Source organism: Flavobacterium pectinovorum (assembly GCF_022802975.1).
Classification (GTDB): Bacteria; Bacteroidota; Bacteroidia; order Flavobacteriales; family Flavobacteriaceae; genus Flavobacterium; species Flavobacterium pectinovorum_B.
On record NZ_JAFEVZ010000003.1, the window covers coordinates 175,898 to 197,331 of the forward strand.

Sequence of the window (21,434 nt, forward strand, 5' to 3'; positions counted from 1 at the left end):
ACACGTAATTAAGACTAATTTAAAATAACAAAAGCTGTTAATGTTTTTAAAATACCCTAAGAACAGAGAAAACTGTAACATTCTAAAGCATCATTCGACTTATTTTGAAACTAAACAATTAGAAATTATGCAGGCACACGAAATAGATTATCAGATTTTTGGAGAAGAAATGCAGTATGTTGAAATAGAACTGGATCCACAGGAAATTGTAATTGCCGAGGCCGGAAGCTTTATGATGATGGAAAACAATATCCAAATGGAAACCATATTTGGCGATGGTTCACAACAACAGGGATCGGGTTTATTTGGCAAACTTTTAAATGCCGGAAAAAGAGTTCTTACGGGCGAAAGCTTGTTTATGACCGCATTTTTAAATCAGGGGCATACCAAAAGTAAAGTTTCATTTGCATCGCCCTATCCGGGAAAAATCCTTCCGATTGATTTAACCGAATTTCAGGGTAAATTTATCTGTCAAAAAAGTTCTTTTTTATGCGCTGCCAAAGGCGTTTCTGTCGGGATAGAATTCTCTCAGAAATTAGGCCGCGGCTTATTTGGCGGTGAAGGTTTTATCATGCAGAAAATTGAAGGCGATGGTATGGCATTCGTACATTCAGGAGGAACAATGGCTAAGAAAGTTTTGGCTCATGGTGAAGTCCTGAAAGTCGACACGGGATGTATTATTGGTTTTACCAAAGATGTAGATTATGATATAGAATTTATTGGCGGGATTAAAAATTCAATTTTTGGTGGTGAAGGTTTATTTTATGCCACTTTAAAAGGTCCGGGAACAGTTTACATACAATCATTGCCTTTCTCCAGATTAGCCGACCGCATCATTGCATCAGCACCAAAAGCTGGTGGAAACAGCCGTGACGAAGGAAGCCTGTTAGGCGGATTAGGAAATCTCCTGGATGGTGATAACCGGTTTTAATTTAAAATGGCTTTGAGAAACATCAGTCTTTTTATAAATTTACAAAAAAATGAAAAAATGAAAAACCTATTTTCTCTTTTAATGTTACTTGCATGTTTGATTAGTTTTGGTCAAAACACGGAAGAAAACATACCACTTTTTAAAACCAAAATCAAAGCCGCTGTTACCATAAATGACACTATCAATCTGGATAACTTCAAAGAATTGGCCATCATTCCAGGTGGCCATTTTAAAAAAGAACTTGAAAAAATAAACTATTTTTCTACGATAATGACCGAGGCTGAATTAAATAAAGAAATTAAAAAAGCTGGATTAGATCCATCAAAATACAATCTCAAAACCAGAGAAGGTGCAAAAAACATTTTTACGGATTATAAAAAATTTATTCTCGTATTTCAAGCTCTTTCAAATACAGATAAAAACATTCATCAAATCATTATAATTGATCCTAGAAGCGGAGAAAAAGTATTTGAAGTGGAAGGAAGATCAAAAACTAATGTGATAGGTATCTCTGCAGGAACTAAATATTTACCACAAGACATGAACAATGCAATGTTAAATGAACTTGTAAATTACATTAGAGCAAATTCTAAAACCTATCGGTAACAAATAATCCGCGGTCTTGTATACACACAAACAGAAATGGCTTTCAGTACAACGAAAGCTTTTTCTGTTTATGACAAAGCGTGATTGTCATAAAAAAATCTATTGCATAATATACCAAATTACATCCGAAAAACTTAAACTTCTTATATGCTTATCGTTTCTTATCTTTGCATACCATTCTAAAATTCGATTTTGAAAACTCTTCTATATAAAAACACTAAAATATCTTATACTGATTCAGGCGAAGGAACTTCAATTGTTCTACTCCACGGCTTTCTGGAAAACAAAAAAATGTGGAAAGACTATATTACTTTATTCTCTCAAAACTATCGCGTAATCACAATCGATTTATTAGGCCACGGCGAGTCTGAATGTTTGGGCTATATTCACGAAATGGAAGACAATGCTAAAGTTGTCAATGAAATTTTAGAACATTTAAAAATTGAAAAAGCCACAATTCTCGGCCATTCCATGGGTGGTTATGTTGCTCTGGCTTTCGCCGAATTATTTCCTGGAAAGCTACAAAAACTGGTTTTACTCAATTCTACTTCAAAAGAAGACAATGCAGAGAAAAAACTGAATAGAACACGTGCCATTAAAGCGGTTAAACAAAACTATATCAACTTTGTTAGTTTAGCGATTGCTAATTTATTCAGCGAAAATAACCGGGTACGTCTTGCTAACGAAATTGAAAAAGTAAAAACAGAAGCCTTAAAAACACCCTTACAGGGAATTGTAGCTTCTCTCGAAGGCATGAAAATAAGAAAAGACAGAGAAAATATTCTGAAACAGAATCTTTTCCCGGTTTTATTGATTTTAGGAAAAAAAGACCCGGTTTTAAATTACTGCGAAAGTATTTCTCAAATTGAAAATACAACTGCAAAACTTGTTTCTTTTGAAGACGGACACATGAGCCAGATTGAGAATAAAGAAGATTTGAAAAAAGTTCTCTCAGATTTTTTCAGAGATTAGAAATTATTCAAAAACAAAAAAAAGGCCGATCATTAATTTGAAACGGCCTTTCTTCATTATCAGGGGCAAAATCTTAATCCTTTTAATTTTGACATCCAGTGTCAAGTTTCTAAAAATAATCTTTTTTTAGACGTGCCAAAGATATTCGAATAAATATAACTTTTAAACGAATACCTGTTAAAAAAACAACCAGAAATGAGCTTTTGAAACATTTTTATTTATAACACATCAATTCTTTATTTAAAAAATAAACTGTATAAAAATTCAAATAAAAAATTCATATCTTATTAAAAAACAAGCAGATAAATTAATAAAATAAAATTAACAAATTATTAATTACGATAATATAAAAGCAAATGAATTATAAAATGGCTGTGGCTGACAAATAACCTTTCTCAACAAGTTCTTCTTTTTTATTGATATTGTGCACTTTACCATCTTTAATCAAAACTAACCGGGTAGAAATTTTGATTACATTTTGATAATTATGATCAGTAATGATTATTCCTTTTCTCTTTGCATTTACTTTTATTAATTCGTTCACAACATCAATCATAATTGGTGGCAATCCATTGTAAGGTTCATCTAACAAAACAAATTTTGAGGAGTTGTATAGCACTATTTTGATTTCTAAGTAGCGAAGTTCACCACTTGACAGTTGATTTATTTTTTTATTTAAAATAGATTTAATGAATTCATCCTCACAAAAAATTTTAATTTCATTAGCATCAATTGAGAGAGAAATAGCTTTTTTAACAGACAAATAATTTGGAATAAACTGATCCTGATGAAGATAACTAATTTCATCAAACAAATCCGTTGCTTTATTTTTTGAAATTTCATTAATGCGAATACATTTATTGGGAGCTGTAACAAGTCCAACCATGATTTTCAGCAAGGTAGATTTACCCGAACCGTTTCTCCCTAACAAACCAACAATTTCAGATGTTTCGCATTTCATATAGATATCAAAAAGTATCACCCTTTCATCAAACTTCTTCTGAATTCCATCAACTTCTAAAATATGCTTTTTCAAAATAATTTCTTTATTAAAAAAATCATGAAACCTATTAAAACCGCTATGAGAAATGTAAAAATATAACTGAATACCCAAAGCTGAATTTTAGAAACTCCGTTATTTGAATAAAACAGGTAATCACTTTTTCGATAGAATTCTTTGAAACTGATACTCATCAAAAAACCAAAACTCAAAAACATTATAAAAAAACAATCAAACCCTCCCAACAAGACAGCAATAGAACATACTGCCAAATTGATTGTTAATGTGGTTTTAAAAAATTCGAATATGTTTAACAGCTTTCTAATATTAATTTATTTTTTCTTCAAAAGGAATATTAGCATCAAAAATCTCATTTAATAATAGTACAATTTCACCCAGGTAATTATTTAAAGTTTCATTGGTAACAGTACTATTCAATTCTTTATCTTCCTTAAATCCAAACGGCAAAAAGCCAGACTTCAAATTTTTAAACGAAATGATTCCTGCTTCAACAGGAAATTCACCTGCTTCTTTTTCAAACATAAAAGCATAAGCCAATACCTGAATGATTTTGTCGTTTTTAGACTCCTGAGTCAATCCGCTCCAAGATTTCAAGACTACATTTGTCTTTTCAACTTTTCCTGTCTTATAGTCGATGATACGTATTATTCCGTTGCGCAACTCAATTCTGTCAACATTTCCTTTGATTAAAACAGGAAAAGGCAATTTAGGATGATTTAGCTCCCGTTCAAAAGTTTTTTCTAAAGCAATAATTTTAATCGCATCACCATTTTTAATAGATTCCAATTCCATTTTTAAAAAATTAGAAACATTTCGTTTTGCAACTTCAAAAGCAAGAAGATTACGTCCTTTCTTGATTTCCCCTTCTTTATAAACCAGTTTAAACTGCCTCAAAACTTCATCATCTAATAGTTTAAAACAATTTAAAATATCGGATTCTGAAATAAATTCTCCTACAAAAGGATCATATAATGCCTTTAATGTTTCATGAATTATGGTTCCAAGCGTGTTCAAAGCAATATTTTCTTCGACTTCTTCTACTTCCCGAATGCGGAGAATTTTTTGAAAATAAAAATCAATCGGATTCCGAATATAACTTGTGAGAGCAGAAGGCGAAAACCCAGTTGCAGCAATTTCTTTCAAACGCGCCATAACTGCATCCGATTTTGCAACCATGATTGGCTTATAAGCCGTTGCAGGTAAAACCGGATTGTAAATATCAAAAGTTAAATTATGCTTAGGCTGCTTTTCGACCTCTAATTGGGTGATAAAACGACTGCGTTCTCCAGCATCCAATCCGTCGTTTTCAGTATTATAAATCAGATAAATATTTTTGGCTCTTTGCAACAGGTGATAAAAATGATAGGTATAAATTGCATCTTTTTCTTTAAAAGTCGGCAGACCAAGTTCCTTTTTCACATCATACGGAATAAAAGAATTTTGCGATTTTCCGGCCGGGAATTTGCCTTCATTCATCGAAGTAACAATTACAGTATCAAAATCCAGGACACGACTTTCTAAAACTCCCATAATTTGCAGACCGTTTAAAGGCTCCCCTTCAAACGAAACTTCTGCAACCTCTATCACTTGTTTATAAATCGCATACAAAGTCTGAATATTATCTATATGAGCATGCTGCGAATAATAATTGATTAGCTTATTGATAAATTTAAAAATGGAGAAAACAAAAGTTTTTGCAATTTTCTCCTCCTCGCTATCATTGCTGAAATTTTCTTTTATCAAAAGTAAAAGCGCCGAAATACTTTCGAGCACAGCCAAAGATCCATTTTCCCATTTTTGAAACAGCAGACTAAATAAATCAGACGGATTCAAATTGAGTTCGTTTAATCTGGCATAGGTAATAAAAGTATAATTATTTTCTTTTATAATTTTAACCAATTGACTGGTTTTAGCAAAAGGCTCAATCAGTGGATGCGTCAGGACATCAAGTACATCTTTATAATAAAAAACATAACTAGCTCCATTTCTGGAAAGCGCATTTGTATGCATTTTAAATAATTTCGCAATTAAAATTTGTGACGGATTGTTTTTAGCAGAATAACCCATGGTAATATTCAATGCCCCCACAGAATCCGGCAAAGAATACAAAACAGGCATCAATAAGTTTTCTTCACCTAATACAATTGCCACTTTATCAAGTGAAGAGACTGGATTATCCTTAATTATATTCTCAATAATACTACCGGAGAGTTTTGCCTGACCAATGGTTTTTGGAGTTCCGATAACCTGAATATTTTTTGACTGAGAAAAATCATCCACAATCCACTCAAAAGGATTCATCTTATAGTGTTTCCAATTTTCTTTAAACCTCCGAACAAAAAGACCTGCATCGTGATAAGGATCATTTAGAAAAGTTTGGTCTATATCCCAATAAATTTTTGCCTGATCAAGTGCCAAAAGATGCTGTACTATCTTTTCTTCAGCTGCATTTAAAGCATTAAAACCTGCAAAAACATACCTTCTCTTTTCAATAGTATTCGAAAAATGATTTAAATTATTTACAGCTTCACGATAAATAAGACCCTGATATCCAATTGACTTATTCAGTAAATGTTCATATAGGGAATTATAATACAATGGCAGTAGTTTCCAAAAATCGATATAATTCTCTAATAATTTTGTTTTGTTTTCAACTTCTATTCCCCACTTCTTAATATCTTCAATATCTTTTAAATACGACAAAACATGTACTGGTTCCAGAAGATATCGATCAATTTCATTAAAATCCTGAAGAAGTGTTTTTGCCCAATTGGCAAATAATTCGAATGACTGTTGCTGTTGCTTTTCTGTAATGGAAAGATAAACTTCATAAAATTCAAATAATAACTCAATTGAATCAACAGAACGTACAGAAGCAACTTCTTGCACAAAATCCTCAATTGAAATAATATCAGGAGAAAGAATCGTTTGGTTTGTTTGCCTCCTTAAAGCTTCGATTAAAAAAACCTTAGCCCTTTTATTAGGAAGCACAATAGTAATTTCAAATAGTCTTTCAGAATAATCCTGAATAATAGTAGCTGCAATTTTTTCTAAAAAAGAAGTATTTATCATTTGATAAAAATAAAAAAAGCCATTCAATTAAGAATGGCTTTTTAAAATTATTTAGAAAAGTAAATTATAGTTTACCTTCATATTTAGAACCAATGTGTTTGATTTCAGTTCTTCTGTTTTGAGCTTTACCTGCAGCAGTTTTGTTACTTGCAACTGGTTGAGACTCACCAAAACCTTTAGATACTAAGTTATCAGCACTAACTCCTCTTTCTACTAAAGCATTAAGAACAGCAGCTGCTCTGTCTTCAGAAAGTTTTTGATTCAATTTATCAGATCCATCGCTATCTGTGTGACCTTCAACACTGAATTTTGCGTTTGGATAGTTTTTAAGGATTTCTTTAATCGCATCTAATCTAGCCGGAGTTTCTTTATCTCCTGTTTTGAAAGTAGCTTTACCTGAGTTAAAGTAAACTGCTCTTGCCTGAACTTTAAGTTCTTCTAAAGCCTCAGTAGTTACTTCTGGACAACCTCTGTTACTAGCAGGACCAGCTACAGTAGGACAATCATCATCTTTATCAGCAACACCGTCTTTGTCAGCATCTAAGAAAGGACAACCACCATTTTCTCTTGGACCAGCAACAGTTGGACATTTATCATCTTTATCAGCAATTCCGTCTCCGTCAGCATCTGGACATCCTTTTAAAGCAGCTAAACCAGCAACATCTGGACAAGCATCATCTTTATCAGCAATTCCGTCTCCATCTGTATCAGGACATCCGTTTAATGCAGCTAAACCAAATACATCTGGACAAGCATCACTAGCGTCAACAATTCCGTCTCCGTCAGTATCAGGACAACCATTGAATTGTTTCAAACCAGCAACATCCGGACAAGCATCATCTTTATCGTAGATTCCGTCTCCGTCAGTATCTTTACCTCCGAATTTGAAAACTAAACCAGCAGTATGCTGGAAGTGAGATGGAGCATCTGGCTCACCGTTTGTATCTCTGTCTCCACCAACAGCCCATTTGTATCTTGAAGCAAGTTCAAGACCAATTGCATCTGTAAACCAGAAAGTCAAACCAAGACCTGGGTTAACAGTTCCAAAACTACTATCTCCAAAGAAAGTATAACCTCCACCAACAGATAACGAAGGATCAATTATTTTAGATTTAATTAATTCCTGAAAACTATACTTGATAGTAGCATCAATTCCGTAATACATTAAATCTCCCGGATTAACAACTACATTACCTCTTGAATCTGCACCTGCATTTAATGGATCAAAAACAACATATTTATCAATTTTGTTTACAGAACCCTGTAAACCAACAGAAAATCCGCTCCCTACATATTTAGACACACCAATGTAAGATAGAGAAGGAAGAATATTCCAGTTATCTTTCACAGCAAATGGCTGAGAAAAATGCTGATCAAAGAAACCACTTCCTGAACCAGAACTTGTTCTAGTATCAACGGCATTAACTCCAAAAGAGATAGCCCATGGATTATTACTGTCCTGTGCATGAGTATTTAAACCCATTGCCATTAATACAGCAACAAAAAGTTTGTTAAGATGTTTCATACTTATTTTTTTTAATTACAATTTAGTTAATTACAGACAAAAGTAACACCTAATTTTTTAAATACAAAATGTTATGTTAAAAAAAACCTACAAAAATTACATTAAGATGGTAATTATATAACTTTTAACATTTGTCCAACACTCACAAAAGCATTGATTGCTCTGTCTAAATGTTCTTTCGAATGCGCCGCCGACAACTGAACTCTAATTCTCGCTTTTTCCTTAGGAACAACAGGGAAAAAAAATCCAATCACATAAATCCCATGTTTTAGAAGCTCATTAGCCATAGTTTGAGATAATTTTGCATCATACAGCATTACAGGTACAATGGCAGAATCTCCATCTATGATATCAAAACCTGCTTTTTTCATCCCTTCTTTAAAATAATTAGTATTCCATTCTAATTTATCTCTCAAAGAAGTATCTTTTTCTAAAAGTTCAAAAACTTTAATCGAAGCACCAACAATTGCAGGCGCTAAAGAATTTGAAAACAAATAAGGCCGTGAACGCTGACGCAGCAATTCAATTATTTCTTTTTTAGCAGTCGTATATCCTCCCATTGCACCGCCAAGGGCTTTGCCAAGTGTTCCGGTTATAATATCAACCCTGCCCATAACTCCTTTTGCCTCGAGCGTACCTTTTCCTGTTGCCCCAATAAATCCCGCCGCATGGCATTCATCAACCATAACCAAAGCATCATATTTATCTGCCAAATCACAAATTTTATCCAAAGGAGCTACAAGCCCGTCCATAGAAAAAACACCGTCTGTAACAATTAACTTAAAACGCGCACCTGCTTCATTAGCCTTAATTAATTGCTGTTCTAAATCTTCCATGTTACTATTTTCGTAACGATAACGAGCAGCTTTACACAAACGAACGCCATCAATAATCGATGCATGATTCAAACTATCTGAAATTATAGCATCATTTTCTCCTAATAAAGGCTCAAAAACTCCGCCATTAGCATCAAATGCCGCAGCATACAGAATGGTATCTTCAGTACCATAAAAATCTGCTATCTTTTTTTCTAATGTTTTATGAATATCCTGTGTACCGCAAATGAAACGAACTGACGACATTCCGAAACCATGTGTATCCATAGCATCTTTTGCTGCCTGAACAACTTCTGGATGCGAAGAAAGTCCCAGATAATTATTAGCACAAAAATTTAAAACTTTTTCTCCTGTAGAAATAGTAATTTCAGCATCCTGGGCAGACGTTATGATACGTTCTTTTTTAAAAATCCCGTTTTCTTCAATTGTCTGCAGCTCACTTTGCAGATACTCTTTAATTTTTCCGTACATCTTTATGTTTTTAAAACGTTAAAAATTAATACATTAGCAAAAATTAAGCTACGTAAATTCTTTAACATCTGATTAATTTTATCACAAATTTACCACATCGATTTCGGTTCCTACATACACCAAAGCCCTTTTTAACACTTTGTATCCTAAATCTTCAACAGCATTTTGATATTCCTGAATTTGATGTAAATATTTAGGATTTCTGGCTCCGGTTTTATAATCCAACAAATAAGCTCCCCTATCTTTAGTTAACACAATTCTGTCAGGCTTCAACGTTTTTCCTTGCTTTTGAACAATTGTCTGCTCATTTAAAACCGCATTTTGCCCATCAAAACAAACACTTATTTCAGGATGATTTACAATTTCCTGCAATGTTTTTGTAACAACCTCTTTTTGATTATACGTTATCAATCCATTTTCGATTGCTTTTGTAATCGCCAAATCAATATCTGATTTATCTTTTATGAAAGCCAAAATTTCATGCACAATATTACCGTATGAAATTGCCTCCTGCTGATGCGTCCCCCACATTAAAGCTTCACGTTGAGCAATTTTAATATTTTTTGAATTTAAGATTTCAGCAACCATCGGAATTGTTTTTACAGAATCCAATACTTCACCCTGCGGAGAAAGTTTCACCGGATTTCCAAATTCATATTCCAGCTTATCCGATTCATAAACACCTTTATTCATTAAATATTTAATAAAAAAAGAAGCCATGTTAGCAGGAAATTCTCCGTCTTTTCTTTCTTTTAACGATTGAGAAATAACATACAACTGCTCTTCAGCCCGGGTTAACGCCACATACAAAACATTAACATTATCGAGCAATTCTTCTTGTTTTTTTAAATTAAAAACTGCCGAAGCACTTTCTCCAAAACCCTCTACAGCACTGCTATTGTCAATCAAAGCTTTCGGAACTCCCAAATCAGCTTCTTCTGTATCAAGCCATAATTTATCTTTTGGCTTTCTATTGTAATCTTCCTCTGCAAAAGGCATGATCACCACAGGAAACTCAAGACCTTTTGACTTATGAATGGTCATAATCCTGACTGCATTTTTCCCTTCCGGAGACGGAATACTGAACTTCTCTCCATTTTTATCCCAATAACTTAAAAAATCAGCTATTCCGGCCTGATTTCGAATATCGCGTTCCAGAACAATATCAAGAAAATATTGCACATAGGCATTCCCCTCAGAAGGAAGAATAAATTTAGATATGATAATTTCTACAGCTTCATAAAGTGATTTTTTTCGGATGTTTTCAAATGAAAGCGAAACATCAAAAGTCAAAAGCCATTTTTCAAAATCATTCTCAAGCTTCTGATGCATTCCTTCTGCAATAAAATCATGAACCGGCATTTTAATCTCTTTGGTATTTCCTAAAAAATGCAGGAAATTTGCTTTTGCTTCCAAATCAATACTATTATTGAGGTATTTCAGTAAATGAACAATAAGCCTGACTTCGGTAGCATTTTGAATCATCAAGGTTTCTGAAGACAAAAGCGGAATCTCTTGTTCTGTCAAATAATTTGCAATCGCAATTCCCTGACCACGCTTTCGAGTTAGAACAACAATATCTTTGTATTCAAAACCTTCTCTAAGAACCTTCTGAATTGTATTTAAGGTTGCCTGAACGTATAAATCCGATTTTTCTATCGCTTCTTCGTCATCAGCTGAATCATTTTTTTCAATTACAGGAAGAAAAGAAATATTTACATAACCGCCTTTTTTCGAATTTGCATTCTGAAAACTATGATTTTCATACAGATCTTTATAATCTTCATTTGAAAACTCAGTCGAAATTAATTTAAAAAAAGCATTATTAAAATCAATTACTTCACTATAACTTCTGTAATTTGTATCTAAATGTTTGATTAATTTATCCGGATTATTAAACGGATTTACATCTTTACTTAATTCGATAAACTGCTCTGCTTTACCACCACGCCAACGATAAATAGATTGTTTAGGATCGCCAACAATCATCAAAGTTCCTTTATTGCCAAAATCATCCTGGCCGGAAAGTGCATTATCGATAAGCGGAATTAAATTTTGCCACTGCATTTCAGAAGTATCCTGAAATTCATCAATAAAAAAATGACGGTATCGCTCGCCTAAACGCTCATAAATAAATGGCGCCGGCTGATTCTGAATTTCACGATGGATAATTGCATTGAATTCTGAAATCGATAAAACATTTTGTTCCGATTGAATTTTAGCCAATTCATTACTAACCGTATTCAATAAAGAAAGTGGTGTTATGTTTTTTAGAAACGCTTTATAAAAATCTCTTTTTTCGAAGTTTTTATAAACCTTTCCCAGCGTCTGAAGTAATTCCGGAATTATATTTTCAATTAAAGCCCTGTCTTTTGCTGTTTTATTGATGGCAATATCATCAAATTCATGAAAAGTTTTATTTCTCGGATTGAATTTCCCATCACGAATACTTTCTAAATGATTTGGGAATGTTCCTCTTGAAAACGACTTTAAATCGATTCCGTTTTTATCAATCAAAGAAAGTGTTTCTACTGCAAGCTGTTCGTTTTCTGACTCTAATTCCTTACACAAAACCAGCATTTTCTTTTTAACAACAACAAATTCTTCGATTGTTTTATCGTTAAAATGAAGTATTTCATTCCGATTATTTTCATTTAAAACCAACCTTCCTGTCTCCAGAATTTCACGCGAAACATCCCAACTTTTGTCATCGTCGGTTTTTTCCATGGTAAAATCGATCAGCAATTTTGTTAAAGTCTCGTCCTGACCTGCCTGTGCAATAATCGCATCAACAGCTTCAACCAATAAATTTTCGGTATCCAAAGTTACCTCGAAAGTCATGGGCAGATTTAAATCATGTGCAAATGCCCGAATTACTTTATGCGTGAATTTATCAATAGTAGAAATATCAAAAGCAGCATAATTATGAATAAGGTGCTTAATAATATTTTGAGATTTGGTTTTGATTTTAATTACAGTGAGCCCTGTTTCCCGAGACAAATCCTCCATCAAATCAACAGCTTTTGCTGAAGGATTATCTTTGGCAAACTCAGACAAACTTCCCACAATACGGCTTTTCATTTCATGAACCGCTTTGTTTGTAAAAGTTATTGCCAGAATATTTCGATAGGCATCGTTTTTGGGCGAAGAAAGAATAATCTTGAGATACTCCTTAACCAAAGTATAAGTCTTTCCTGAACCAGCTGAAGCATCATAAATTGAAAAAGAAGGACTTTGCATAAGTTTGATTTTTGTATGGTAAAAATAACACAATAAATATCAAATCCCAATGAAGAGAAAAACCCAAATAAAAAATTCCAAATTCCAACACTATCGGTTTTCACCTACACGTTATTGGAATTTGGAATTTAATTTTTTTGTTTTTTTTAAAATTTTATGTCGTTTTTGGAAATGCTCTTTTATTAAAAACAAGTAAAATTCCAACACCTGTAGAAATCGCCACATCAGCAACATTAAAAATAGCATTAAAAAACTCAAATCGTTTTCCTCCAAAAAACGGTATCCATGCTGGCAAATCTCCTTTCCAGATAGGAAAATAAAACATATCAACTACTAAACCATGAAACCAGGTTCCGTAAGGTTCCGGAGAAAAAGGAGTCGCTAAATTATTATAACTGTCATCAAAAATAACTCCGTAAAAAACAGAATCCAGAATATTCCCTGCAGCTCCCGCAAAAATAAGTGCAATTGCGACAACCAAATAAGAAGAAGCATTCTTTTTTACAGAATCATAAAGCCAATACCCTATTCCAAAAACGGCAAATATCCTAAATACTGTCAAAATTAACTTTCCATATTCACCAGGTATTTTAGTACCCCATGCCATTCCTTCATTTTCTATAAAATGAATTTTAAACCAGCTGAAGACAGGATATTCATCACCAAGTATAAAATTAGTTTTTACATAAATTTTAGAAATTTGATCAACAAGTAAAATTAGAAATATAAGGAGATAAGCTTTTCGTAATGACATTTTATATTTTTTTGATGAGCAAAAGTAACAATTAAATCAAAAAAAACGCCCCTAATGGAGCGTTAATTCTTTTGTAATTTAGGTTGATTATCTCTGCAAGTTTTTAGCTTCGATACTCATTGTTGCATGAGGAACGATTTTAAGCCTTTCTTTACTGATTAATTTACCAGTTACTTTGCAGATACCGTATGTTTTATTTTCAACACGGAAAAGTGCATTTTTTAAATCGCGAATAAACTTCTCCTGCCTGATAGCCAACTGAGAGTTTGCTTCTTTAGACATTGTTTCACTTCCTTCTTCAAAGGCTTTAAAAGTTGGAGATGTATCGTCAGTTCCGTTATTTAAATCATTCATATAGGCACTTTTGATCAAATCAAGATCTTCTTGTGCTTTTTTAATTTTTGCCTGTATAATTTCTTTGAACTCTGCTAAATCAGCGTCTGAGTATCTTGTAATTTCATCTATCATGGTATATTATTTTGAAATTAATATCATTGTTTTAATATCATCAAACTCAATTTCTGTGCCGTTTTCTAAAGCGTCAACAAAAACCAAATTATCTGTTAGTGTTTCAGACTTAATATAGTCTTCATTTTTTGAAACTGCCTCTTCTAAAAGACCATCTCTTTTTATTTGAACTTTAATTTTATCAGTAACTTCAAATCCTGAATCTTTACGGATATTCTGAATTCTGTTTACTAATTCTCTCGCGATACCTTCATTTTTTAATTCTTCGGAAATTGTGATATCAAGCGCAACTGTAATTCCGTTTGAATTTGCGACCAACCATCCTTCGATATCCTGCGATGTTATTTCGACATCTTCTAATGATAAAGTTACATTATTTCCAGTAATAACAATATCCAACGTTCCCTGCTTATCTAACTGATTAATTTGTTCTGCAGAAAATCCTTGTATCTCTTTAGAAATCAACCCCATATCTTTTCCAAAACGTGGGCCAAGAGCCTTGAAATTAGGTTTAATCTGCTTCACCAAAATACCAGATGCATCGTCTAAAAGTTCAATTTCTTTTACGTTTACTTCGGCTTTTACCAAGTCAGAAATAGCTTCGATTTCAGCACGCTGATTCTCGTCAAGTACCGGAATCATTACCTTTTGCAGAGGCTGACGTACTTTTATTTTTTCTTTTGCTCGAAGCGATAACACCAAAGATGAGATCGTCTGCGCCTTCTGCATTTTGCTTTCCAACGTTTTATTAACAAAGTTTTCGACAAATTTTGGGAATTGAGCCAAGTGAACACTGGCAAAATCCTCGGTTCCTGTCGAAGCTGTCAAATCTCTGTATAATTTATCCATAAAAAAAGGAGCGACCGGAGCACTTAATTTGCTTATCGTTAATAAGCAAGTATAAAGCGTTTGGTAAGCTGCAATTTTATCTTTGGCATATTCACCTTTCCAAAAACGACGACGGCATAAACGAACATACCAGTTACTTAAGTTTTCCTGAACGAAGTCAGAAATGGCTCTTGTTGCTTTTGTTGGTTCGTAATCTTCATAACATTCATCTACAAATTTGATTAATGAATGTAATTCAGAAATGATCCATTGATCGATTTCCGGTCTTTCGTTTAACGGAATTTCTGCTTCAGCATATTTAAATCCATCAATGTTCGCATATAATGAAAAGAACGAATACGTATTGTAAAGAGTTCCAAAGAACTTACGACGCACCTCAGCAATTCCTTCGATATCAAATTTCAGGTTATCCCAAGGATTTGCATTTGAAATCATGTACCAGCGTGTGGCATCCGGACCGTATTCTGCAATGGTTTCAAAAGGATCTGTTGCGTTCCCCAGACGTTTAGACATTTTTTGTCCGTTTTTATCCAAAACCAAACCGTTTGAAACTACGTTTTTATACGCTACTTTATCAAAAACCAAAGTTCCGATTGCGTGCAAGGTATAAAACCATCCGCGAGTTTGGTCTACTCCTTCGGCAATAAAATTCGCAGGGAAATCTTTATTTTCATCAATTTTATCTTTGTTTTCAAAAGGATAATGCCATTGTGCATAAGGCATTGCTCCAGAATCGAACCAAACGTCAATTAGATCACTTTCACGTTTCATTGGTTTCCCTGAAGCCGAAACTAAAGTAATTTGATCCACTACATTTTTGTGCAAATCAATTAAATCATAATTGGATTCAGACATGTTTCCGATTTCAAAACCTTTAAACGGATTTTCTTTTTGAAAACCAGCTTCGATAGCTTTTTCGATCGCATTGTATAATTCTTCAACAGAACCAATGAGAACTTCTTCTTTTTTGTCTTCAGTTCTCCAAATTGGCAACGGAATTCCCCAATATCTAGAACGAGATAAGTTCCAGTCGTTGGCATTTTTAAGCCAGTTTCCAAAACGTCCTTCACCAGTAGATTTAGGTTTCCAATTGATAGTTTCGTTCAGGTCGAACATTCTATCTTTTACATCGGTTACTTTGATGAACCATGAATCTAGGGGATAATATAATAACGGCTCGTCAGTTCTCCAACTGTGTGGGTAACTGTGCACGTATTTTTCAACTTTAAAAGCTTTATTTTCTTCTTTTAAACGAATTGCGATTTCAACATCTACCGATTTCTCCGGAGCTTGTCCTGCATCATAATATTCGTTTTTAACGTATTTACCAGCTAAATCACCTAAATGAGAAGTGAATTTCCCTTGTAAATCAACCAATGGCACTGCATTTCCTTCTTCATCTAAAACCAACATTGGCGGAACTTCCGGTTTTGCTTCTTTTGCTACTTTAGCATCATCTGCACCAAAAGTCGGTGCTGTATGCACAATTCCTGTTCCGTCTTCAGTAGTAACGAAATCACCTGCGATTACTCTAAACGCGTTTTCAGCATTTTCATAAGGCAATACGTAAGGCAACAATTGCTCGTAACGGATTTCTACTAAATCGGCTCCTTTTGCTTCGGTTAAGATTTTGTATGGCAATTTTTTGTCGCCGTTTTTCACATTGTCAAAATCAGCGTCATCTTCACTTAAGAAAAATCCCTTTCCAAATTGTTTTCCAACTAAGTTTTTAGCCAAAACAACATTGATTGGCTCAAAAGTATATTGATTGAAAGTTTTTACTAAAACATAATCGATTTTTGGTCCAACTGTCAAAGCGGTATTCGACGGAAGCGTCCAAGGAGTAGTCGTCCAAGCTAAAATGTGAATATCTCCAAAACCTTGTAAAAAGCTTGGCAATGTTTCTGGTAAAGTCTTGAATTGCGCTACAATTGTAGTATCTGTAACATCACGATAAGCTCCAGGCTGATTTACTTCATGAGAAGATAATCCTGTTCCTGCTTTTGGAGAATATGGCTGAATCGTGTATCCTTTGTACAACAAACCTTTATCGTAGATTTGTTTCAAAAGCCACCAAACCGATTCCATGTATTTTGGTTTATAAGTTACATATGGATCTTCCATATCTACCCAATACCCCATTTTTTCGGTCAAATCATTCCATACGTCAGTATAACGCATCACGGTTTTTTTACACGCTTCGTTATATTCTTCGATCGAAATTGTTTTGCCAATATCTTCTTTTGTAATTCCTAATTCTTTCTCAGTACCCAATTCTACAGGCAAACCGTGTGTATCCCATCCGGCTTTTCTTTTAACCTGAAAACCTTTTTGAGTTTTATATCTGCAAAAAATATCTTTAATCGCACGTGCCATTACGTGATGAATTCCCGGTAATCCGTTTGCTGAAGGCGGGCCTTCAAAAAATACGTAAGGCTCAGCACCTTCGCGAGTGGTTACACTCTTTTCAAATATATTTTCTTTCTTCCAAAAATCAAGAACTTCAGACGCTACCGTTGGCAAGTCAAGTCCTTTGTATTCAGTAAATTTTGTACTCATTTTATCCTTTTCTTAAACGAGGTGCGAAAGTAAGGAATTTTGAATTATTGTCCATCAATTTCTTGAAATTTCACACTTTTATCGAGAGATAATAGATCAAAAACAAAAAGAATTGATTACTTTCTGGTACTAATCTCAAAAATATGAGTTAATAAGCAGAAAGCAATCAATTCTATGTTATCCTTTTTTAAAGAAATTTATAGCACTATTTAAATCCTCCGAAATATACTTCTTTCATGAAAATACGATTTCCAAAAACAGGGTTTACTTCCACTTTTTCCCTTACTTCCTGATACAAAGTCTCGCCATTAAAATCTTCAATTTCATAATTAATTTTATGTGGGATTTTTCCAGAATTCAGAGTTGCAACAGGACGATAATCCCCAAAAAGTTTTCTCTCGAAAAAGCTCTTATTTCCGTTATCAAATTCTGTTTTTTCTGTTGAAACTATATTGAAATTTTCTTTATCTATAAAAACATGATAATCCGTTTTTGGAATTGTTCTGTTTCCTGTACTTAGTGTTTTTTCAAAGTAATTTAAATGATAACATAATCTTCCTTCATACATTTCATCTTCCAAAACTTCAAAATTATTCCATAAGTCGAGTCTTAAATCGGTAAGAAAATTTACTAAGTCCGCATTTTTAGATAAATTATTATGATCGTAAGAAGTAAGTTTTGCCCATTTTGCATTTACACCGCTTTCACGGTCATCATGACTCCAGGCTTCTGCTCCGTTCAATATTTCATAATAGCTTTCAGGCATTTTTTTTCTAAGAAGATAATTAGAATTTGTTGCCCATTTTTCTTCTGTCTGAGGCACTTTATTTCCTTCGATAGTAAGTTTAGAAAAAAGATGTGCTTTTTCAATTTTTTTCAAAGCATCGCTTCCTCCCAGATTGGCAACCACTTTTGATAACAAATTAGCATTAAGCTGATACGGAATAGAATCCAACAGATTGTGCCTTTGAATTTTGGCTTTTTCCAGTTTTGCTTCACGGTTCGTTTTTTCAGTTTCCCATTCCGCATCCTGCTGTTCTATTTTTTCAAAAAAAGCTAATCTTTTTTCTTCTTTTTCTTCTGCTATTTTAAGACCTAATTTCTGAAGATCAGCAAAACGTGTGGTGTGTCTTCTTATTTTCTTATCGGCAAAATAGCCTTTATTTACCTTTTTTATGATTGAAGATCCTCTGGAATCCTGTTTATCATTCTCAACCAGCAAATTAGCATATATTAATGCTTTTTCTTTGTTTTCAAGTAAAAAATAGGTCTCTGCCAAATTGTTTGTTACGATGAACCGAATGTTTTCATTTAAAGGCAAAGGCGGGTATTTGACCAACAAACTTTCCAGATATTGTAAATGTGGTATCAGCAATTTCTCATCTAAACCTTTTTCAAGAGTAACTTTCTCCATCTGAGAAGTGATTTCGTTTTCAAATGCCAGCATTTGATTGTATTCAGAATGCCCTTTTGAGGTTACAAATTCAAACTTTATTTTAGATTCCCCTTTAGTATATTGTAATTTATAATTAAGATAGTTTTGTATTGCTTCAACAGACCTGTAAATCACGGTGTCCAAACCTAATTCTTCAACAGTGTAATTTCCATTTTTCTCTGCCTCGGCAATTTTTTTATTATTTGTTACTATTGCATCTCTGAGTTTATCTTTTTGGGAGCTAATACCAATTGTATACGATTCCACACTATTAAAATCCTCGGACAACAGAAGTTTATCAGCACATTTCGCCTCCATTTTTATCTTTACACTATAATTAGAAAATGCTTGAAATTCCCACGCATTATTCTTTTTATTAAATGTACTGTCGATTGTTGTTGCTTTATATTGTGGCAATTCAATAGTTAAATAAATTCTAAGCTTTCCGTTTGCCGGATCTTTTATAAAACCTTCTATATTAAAATATCTTTTCTTCAATATAGGCTCTTCTTGTATAAAACGCTTATCCATTTGATAAAAAGTGGTTTGCGTTAATGCATTATCAAGAACCGGAAACTCTGAGTAATTAATTACAGGTATATAAAATTTCTTTTTTTTTGAACTTATTTTTTCTTGTGCCTGAATTACACCTATTACAAGCAAAGCGATTAAGAGTACTATTTTTTTCATAAGCAAAAAAAAAGCCATCACAAATAAATTCTGATGGCTTTGAGTAGTTATAATTTTATTTTTTATTAAAAATCTGAATAGATTTATCTGAAACATAAAAAATATTTTGTGTAGCAGGATCAATTTCGTATTGTGGCTGATTGTTATTAAATGTTATTTTATCAAGCTCAATTCCATCAATTTTTCTGACTTTTACAAGCATTTTTTCTCCTGACTCTGCTTTTGCAAAAATATATGAGTAATCTCTATTTTGCTTCATTGCATTAAAACGAGAATTAAATTTAGCTGCTACTAATGCCAAAGCTTCAGCTCCTGCTTCATAACCTTTGGCTTGTGCCAAATTTGTTTTATTCTCTTTTTGTAATGTTAACGATCCCTGTAAGTTTCCTTGAGCATCACGAAATTCCATTGTTATTTCACTTCCTTTCAAAGTGCTTCCTACAGCCGCAGCACCTAAAGCAAAACTACCTACCATTGAAGCTCCTTTTAGAAGACGTCTGGTAGATTCTCCCGGTTGGGTATAATTAAGGTGATATTTAATTGTTCCATCCATATTTACTCCCATAACCTCAACCGGTCCTGAAAGTACAACTCCCCAAGGAAATAGTTCGATACTGTTTAATTCTTTTTCCTTTTTGATATTTACTTTAGCAAAAGGTTCTGGCTTATCGCTGATACTTGGATCAAATTTGTACAATTTCTCATCATTATATACTAAGTAAGAATTTGTAGCCTCATCAAAAGTTGGCAAAACAGGACGATCTTTTTCAAACTTAATATTACGTTTCCAAAGTTTTACACCTGTTTTATAGTCAACCATGTTTCCATAAGTTCCTGTAAGGTACATTACTTTTTCACCAACTTTTCCTAAATAATAAATTGGATCTTCTTTGTCATCAGAGATTTCTATGAATTTTTTCCAAAGTTTTTCTCCGTCTTTATTGATTAGCATCATTTCATTTTCTGCAACATATAAGAAATCCTGATCAATAGGAATTACTCTTTTCAATCCGTCTCCTCTTGCATCTTTTTTCCAGATTTTCTCTCCGGTTTTTAAATCATAAAAATTAAAACCGCTAAAATGAGCAATTAATAACTTTGTTCCCCAATCTTCAAGATAAACGACACGTTTTGTTTTAATAGATTCTTTCCATATACTTTTTCCGTCATCTGTACTTAAAACATTTAAGTATTGTTTACTTGCAAACATCCCTTTGCTGTTTACTACAACTATATTTTTATCATTCTGGGTCAAAAAGAATTTTGAATAATCTTCTTCGGCTTTCCAGTTTAGTTTACCTGAATTTCTGTCAAAAGAATATAATTTTCCGTATAATAAATAATAAATTACTGAACCATTTATCTTCGCAATATTAGTATTCGCAGACTCTTTTAATGAGAAGCTAAATAATGATTTGGCTTTGTCAACTGTAGTGTTCCATTTTAACTCACCTGTTTTCATGTCTAATAAAGCAATAGCCATATCTCCGTCTTTTTTCAACGTAAGCAAATACTCATCTGTTTCAGGAATAAAATCTGATTGAGTTACCCAAAAAGATTCTTTAGAAGAATTATAAACCACTTTACCGGTCTCAGTATTTATAATGATATATTTACTGTTGATATAAGCTTCAACATAAGGACTTCCTCCTACACTTGTTAAAGCACTTTTGTCTTTAAAAATTTTCCCAAAATCAGGATCGCTTAAGATATCTCCTGCTGAAGTCGCTCCAAAATCATCTTTGGTCAAAGTCCAAACGACCTTTTTAGTTTCCGGATTCAGGCCTTTTATAGTCCCTCCTTCTTTAAACACAACAATTCCAGTAATTTCGTTTTGCACTAAATCCTGAACAGCATTCTCTGTCGTAACAATTTCATCATATTTCCTTTGGGAAACTGCAGAAATCGAAATCGCCAGAAGTAAAATAATCGAAAAAGTAATTTTCTTCATAGTAGATTTTTAAAATTAATGAATAGGTATGTGGCAATTATTATGATTAAAATA

Annotated in this window: 13 protein-coding genes; 3 read left to right on the plus strand and 10 right to left on the minus strand. The window is 33.2% G+C overall.

What is annotated here, in order from left to right; all coding sequences use genetic code 11:
- Positions 1 to 127: 127 nt before the first annotated feature.
- The 3 genes from FLV_RS05760 (at position 128) to FLV_RS05770 (ending at position 2,509) form a co-directional block, all read left to right on the plus strand.
- The gene (locus FLV_RS05760) at positions 128 to 931 is read left to right on the plus strand and encodes a TIGR00266 family protein (protein WP_243232232.1); all 804 of its coding nucleotides are present in this window, start codon (positions 128 to 130) and stop codon (positions 929 to 931) included.
- Between the two features lie 57 nt (positions 932 to 988).
- Positions 989 to 1,537 carry a hypothetical protein gene (locus tag FLV_RS05765; RefSeq protein ID WP_243231772.1) on the plus strand — a complete coding sequence of 183 codons (549 nt, stop codon included), beginning with the start codon at positions 989 to 991 and terminating at the stop codon, positions 1,535 to 1,537.
- A 192-nt stretch (positions 1,538 to 1,729) separates the two neighbouring features.
- Positions 1,730 to 2,509 carry an alpha/beta fold hydrolase gene (locus tag FLV_RS05770; RefSeq protein ID WP_243231773.1) on the plus strand — a complete coding sequence of 260 codons (780 nt, stop codon included), beginning with the start codon at positions 1,730 to 1,732 and terminating at the stop codon, positions 2,507 to 2,509.
- 361 nt (positions 2,510 to 2,870) lie between these two features.
- Here FLV_RS05770 and FLV_RS05775 read toward each other — a convergent pair whose 3' ends face one another.
- The 10 genes from FLV_RS05775 to FLV_RS05820 all read right to left on the minus strand — a co-directional run bounded on the left by FLV_RS05775 (position 2,871) and on the right by FLV_RS05820 (position 21,380).
- A complete protein-coding gene (locus FLV_RS05775) occupies positions 2,871 to 3,545 on the minus strand; it encodes an ATP-binding cassette domain-containing protein (protein ID WP_243231778.1) in 675 nt (224 codons plus the stop codon).
- 291 nt (positions 3,546 to 3,836) lie between these two features.
- A complete protein-coding gene (locus tag FLV_RS05780) occupies positions 3,837 to 6,602 on the minus strand; it encodes a PD-(D/E)XK nuclease family protein (RefSeq protein WP_243231780.1) in 2,766 nt (921 codons plus the stop codon).
- A gap of 64 nt (positions 6,603 to 6,666) precedes the next feature.
- Positions 6,667 to 8,127 carry an OmpA family protein gene (locus FLV_RS05785; RefSeq protein WP_243231782.1) on the minus strand — a complete coding sequence of 487 codons (1,461 nt, stop codon included), beginning with the start codon at positions 8,125 to 8,127 and terminating at the stop codon, positions 6,667 to 6,669.
- Positions 8,128 to 8,240: 113 nt separating this feature from the next.
- Positions 8,241 to 9,434, minus strand: a complete 1,194-nt coding sequence (gene kbl, locus FLV_RS05790) for a glycine C-acetyltransferase (RefSeq protein ID WP_243231784.1) — start codon at positions 9,432 to 9,434, stop codon at positions 8,241 to 8,243.
- Between the two features lie 81 nt (positions 9,435 to 9,515).
- The gene (locus FLV_RS05795; protein WP_243231786.1) at positions 9,516 to 12,674 is read right to left on the minus strand and encodes a UvrD-helicase domain-containing protein; all 3,159 of its coding nucleotides are present in this window, start codon (positions 12,672 to 12,674) and stop codon (positions 9,516 to 9,518) included.
- A 154-nt stretch (positions 12,675 to 12,828) separates the two neighbouring features.
- A complete protein-coding gene (locus tag FLV_RS05800; RefSeq protein ID WP_243231787.1) occupies positions 12,829 to 13,428 on the minus strand; it encodes a lipoprotein signal peptidase in 600 nt (199 codons plus the stop codon).
- An 87-nt stretch (positions 13,429 to 13,515) separates the two neighbouring features.
- Positions 13,516 to 13,896 carry a TraR/DksA family transcriptional regulator gene (locus FLV_RS05805; protein WP_012022792.1) on the minus strand — a complete coding sequence of 127 codons (381 nt, stop codon included), beginning with the start codon at positions 13,894 to 13,896 and terminating at the stop codon, positions 13,516 to 13,518.
- 6 nt (positions 13,897 to 13,902) lie between these two features.
- Positions 13,903 to 17,304: an isoleucine--tRNA ligase gene (gene ileS / locus FLV_RS05810; protein ID WP_243231792.1), complete on the minus strand. Its 3,402-nt coding sequence runs from the start codon at positions 17,302 to 17,304 to the stop codon at positions 13,903 to 13,905.
- 205 nt (positions 17,305 to 17,509) lie between these two features.
- The gene (locus tag FLV_RS05815; RefSeq protein ID WP_243231794.1) at positions 17,510 to 19,429 is read right to left on the minus strand and encodes a hypothetical protein; all 1,920 of its coding nucleotides are present in this window, start codon (positions 19,427 to 19,429) and stop codon (positions 17,510 to 17,512) included.
- A 55-nt stretch (positions 19,430 to 19,484) separates the two neighbouring features.
- Positions 19,485 to 21,380: a PQQ-binding-like beta-propeller repeat protein gene (locus tag FLV_RS05820; protein ID WP_243231796.1), complete on the minus strand. Its 1,896-nt coding sequence runs from the start codon at positions 21,378 to 21,380 to the stop codon at positions 19,485 to 19,487.
- Positions 21,381 to 21,434 lie beyond the last annotated feature (54 nt).

What these genes read in the sequence shown, in the direction of transcription:
- FLV_RS05760 (WP_243232232.1), top strand. Translation starts at nt 128, where the DNA reads ATGCAGGCACACGAAATAGATTATCAGATTTTTGGAGAAGAAATGCAG.
- FLV_RS05765 (WP_243231772.1), top strand. Translation starts at nt 989, where the DNA reads ATGAAAAACCTATTTTCTCTTTTAATGTTACTTGCATGTTTGATTAGT.
- FLV_RS05780 (WP_243231780.1), bottom strand. Translation starts at nt 6,602, where the DNA reads ATGATAAATACTTCTTTTTTAGAAAAAATTGCAGCTACTATTATTCAG.
- FLV_RS05785 (WP_243231782.1), bottom strand. Translation starts at nt 8,127, where the DNA reads ATGAAACATCTTAACAAACTTTTTGTTGCTGTATTAATGGCAATGGGT.
- kbl (WP_243231784.1), bottom strand. Translation starts at nt 9,434, where the DNA reads ATGTACGGAAAAATTAAAGAGTATCTGCAAAGTGAGCTGCAGACAATT.
- FLV_RS05795 (WP_243231786.1), bottom strand. Translation starts at nt 12,674, where the DNA reads ATGCAAAGTCCTTCTTTTTCAATTTATGATGCTTCAGCTGGTTCAGGA.
- FLV_RS05800 (WP_243231787.1), bottom strand. Translation starts at nt 13,428, where the DNA reads ATGTCATTACGAAAAGCTTATCTCCTTATATTTCTAATTTTACTTGTT.
- FLV_RS05805 (WP_012022792.1), bottom strand. Translation starts at nt 13,896, where the DNA reads ATGATAGATGAAATTACAAGATACTCAGACGCTGATTTAGCAGAGTTC.
- ileS (WP_243231792.1), bottom strand. Translation starts at nt 17,304, where the DNA reads ATGAGTACAAAATTTACTGAATACAAAGGACTTGACTTGCCAACGGTA.
- FLV_RS05815 (WP_243231794.1), bottom strand. Translation starts at nt 19,429, where the DNA reads ATGAAAAAAATAGTACTCTTAATCGCTTTGCTTGTAATAGGTGTAATT.
- FLV_RS05820 (WP_243231796.1), bottom strand. Translation starts at nt 21,380, where the DNA reads ATGAAGAAAATTACTTTTTCGATTATTTTACTTCTGGCGATTTCGATT.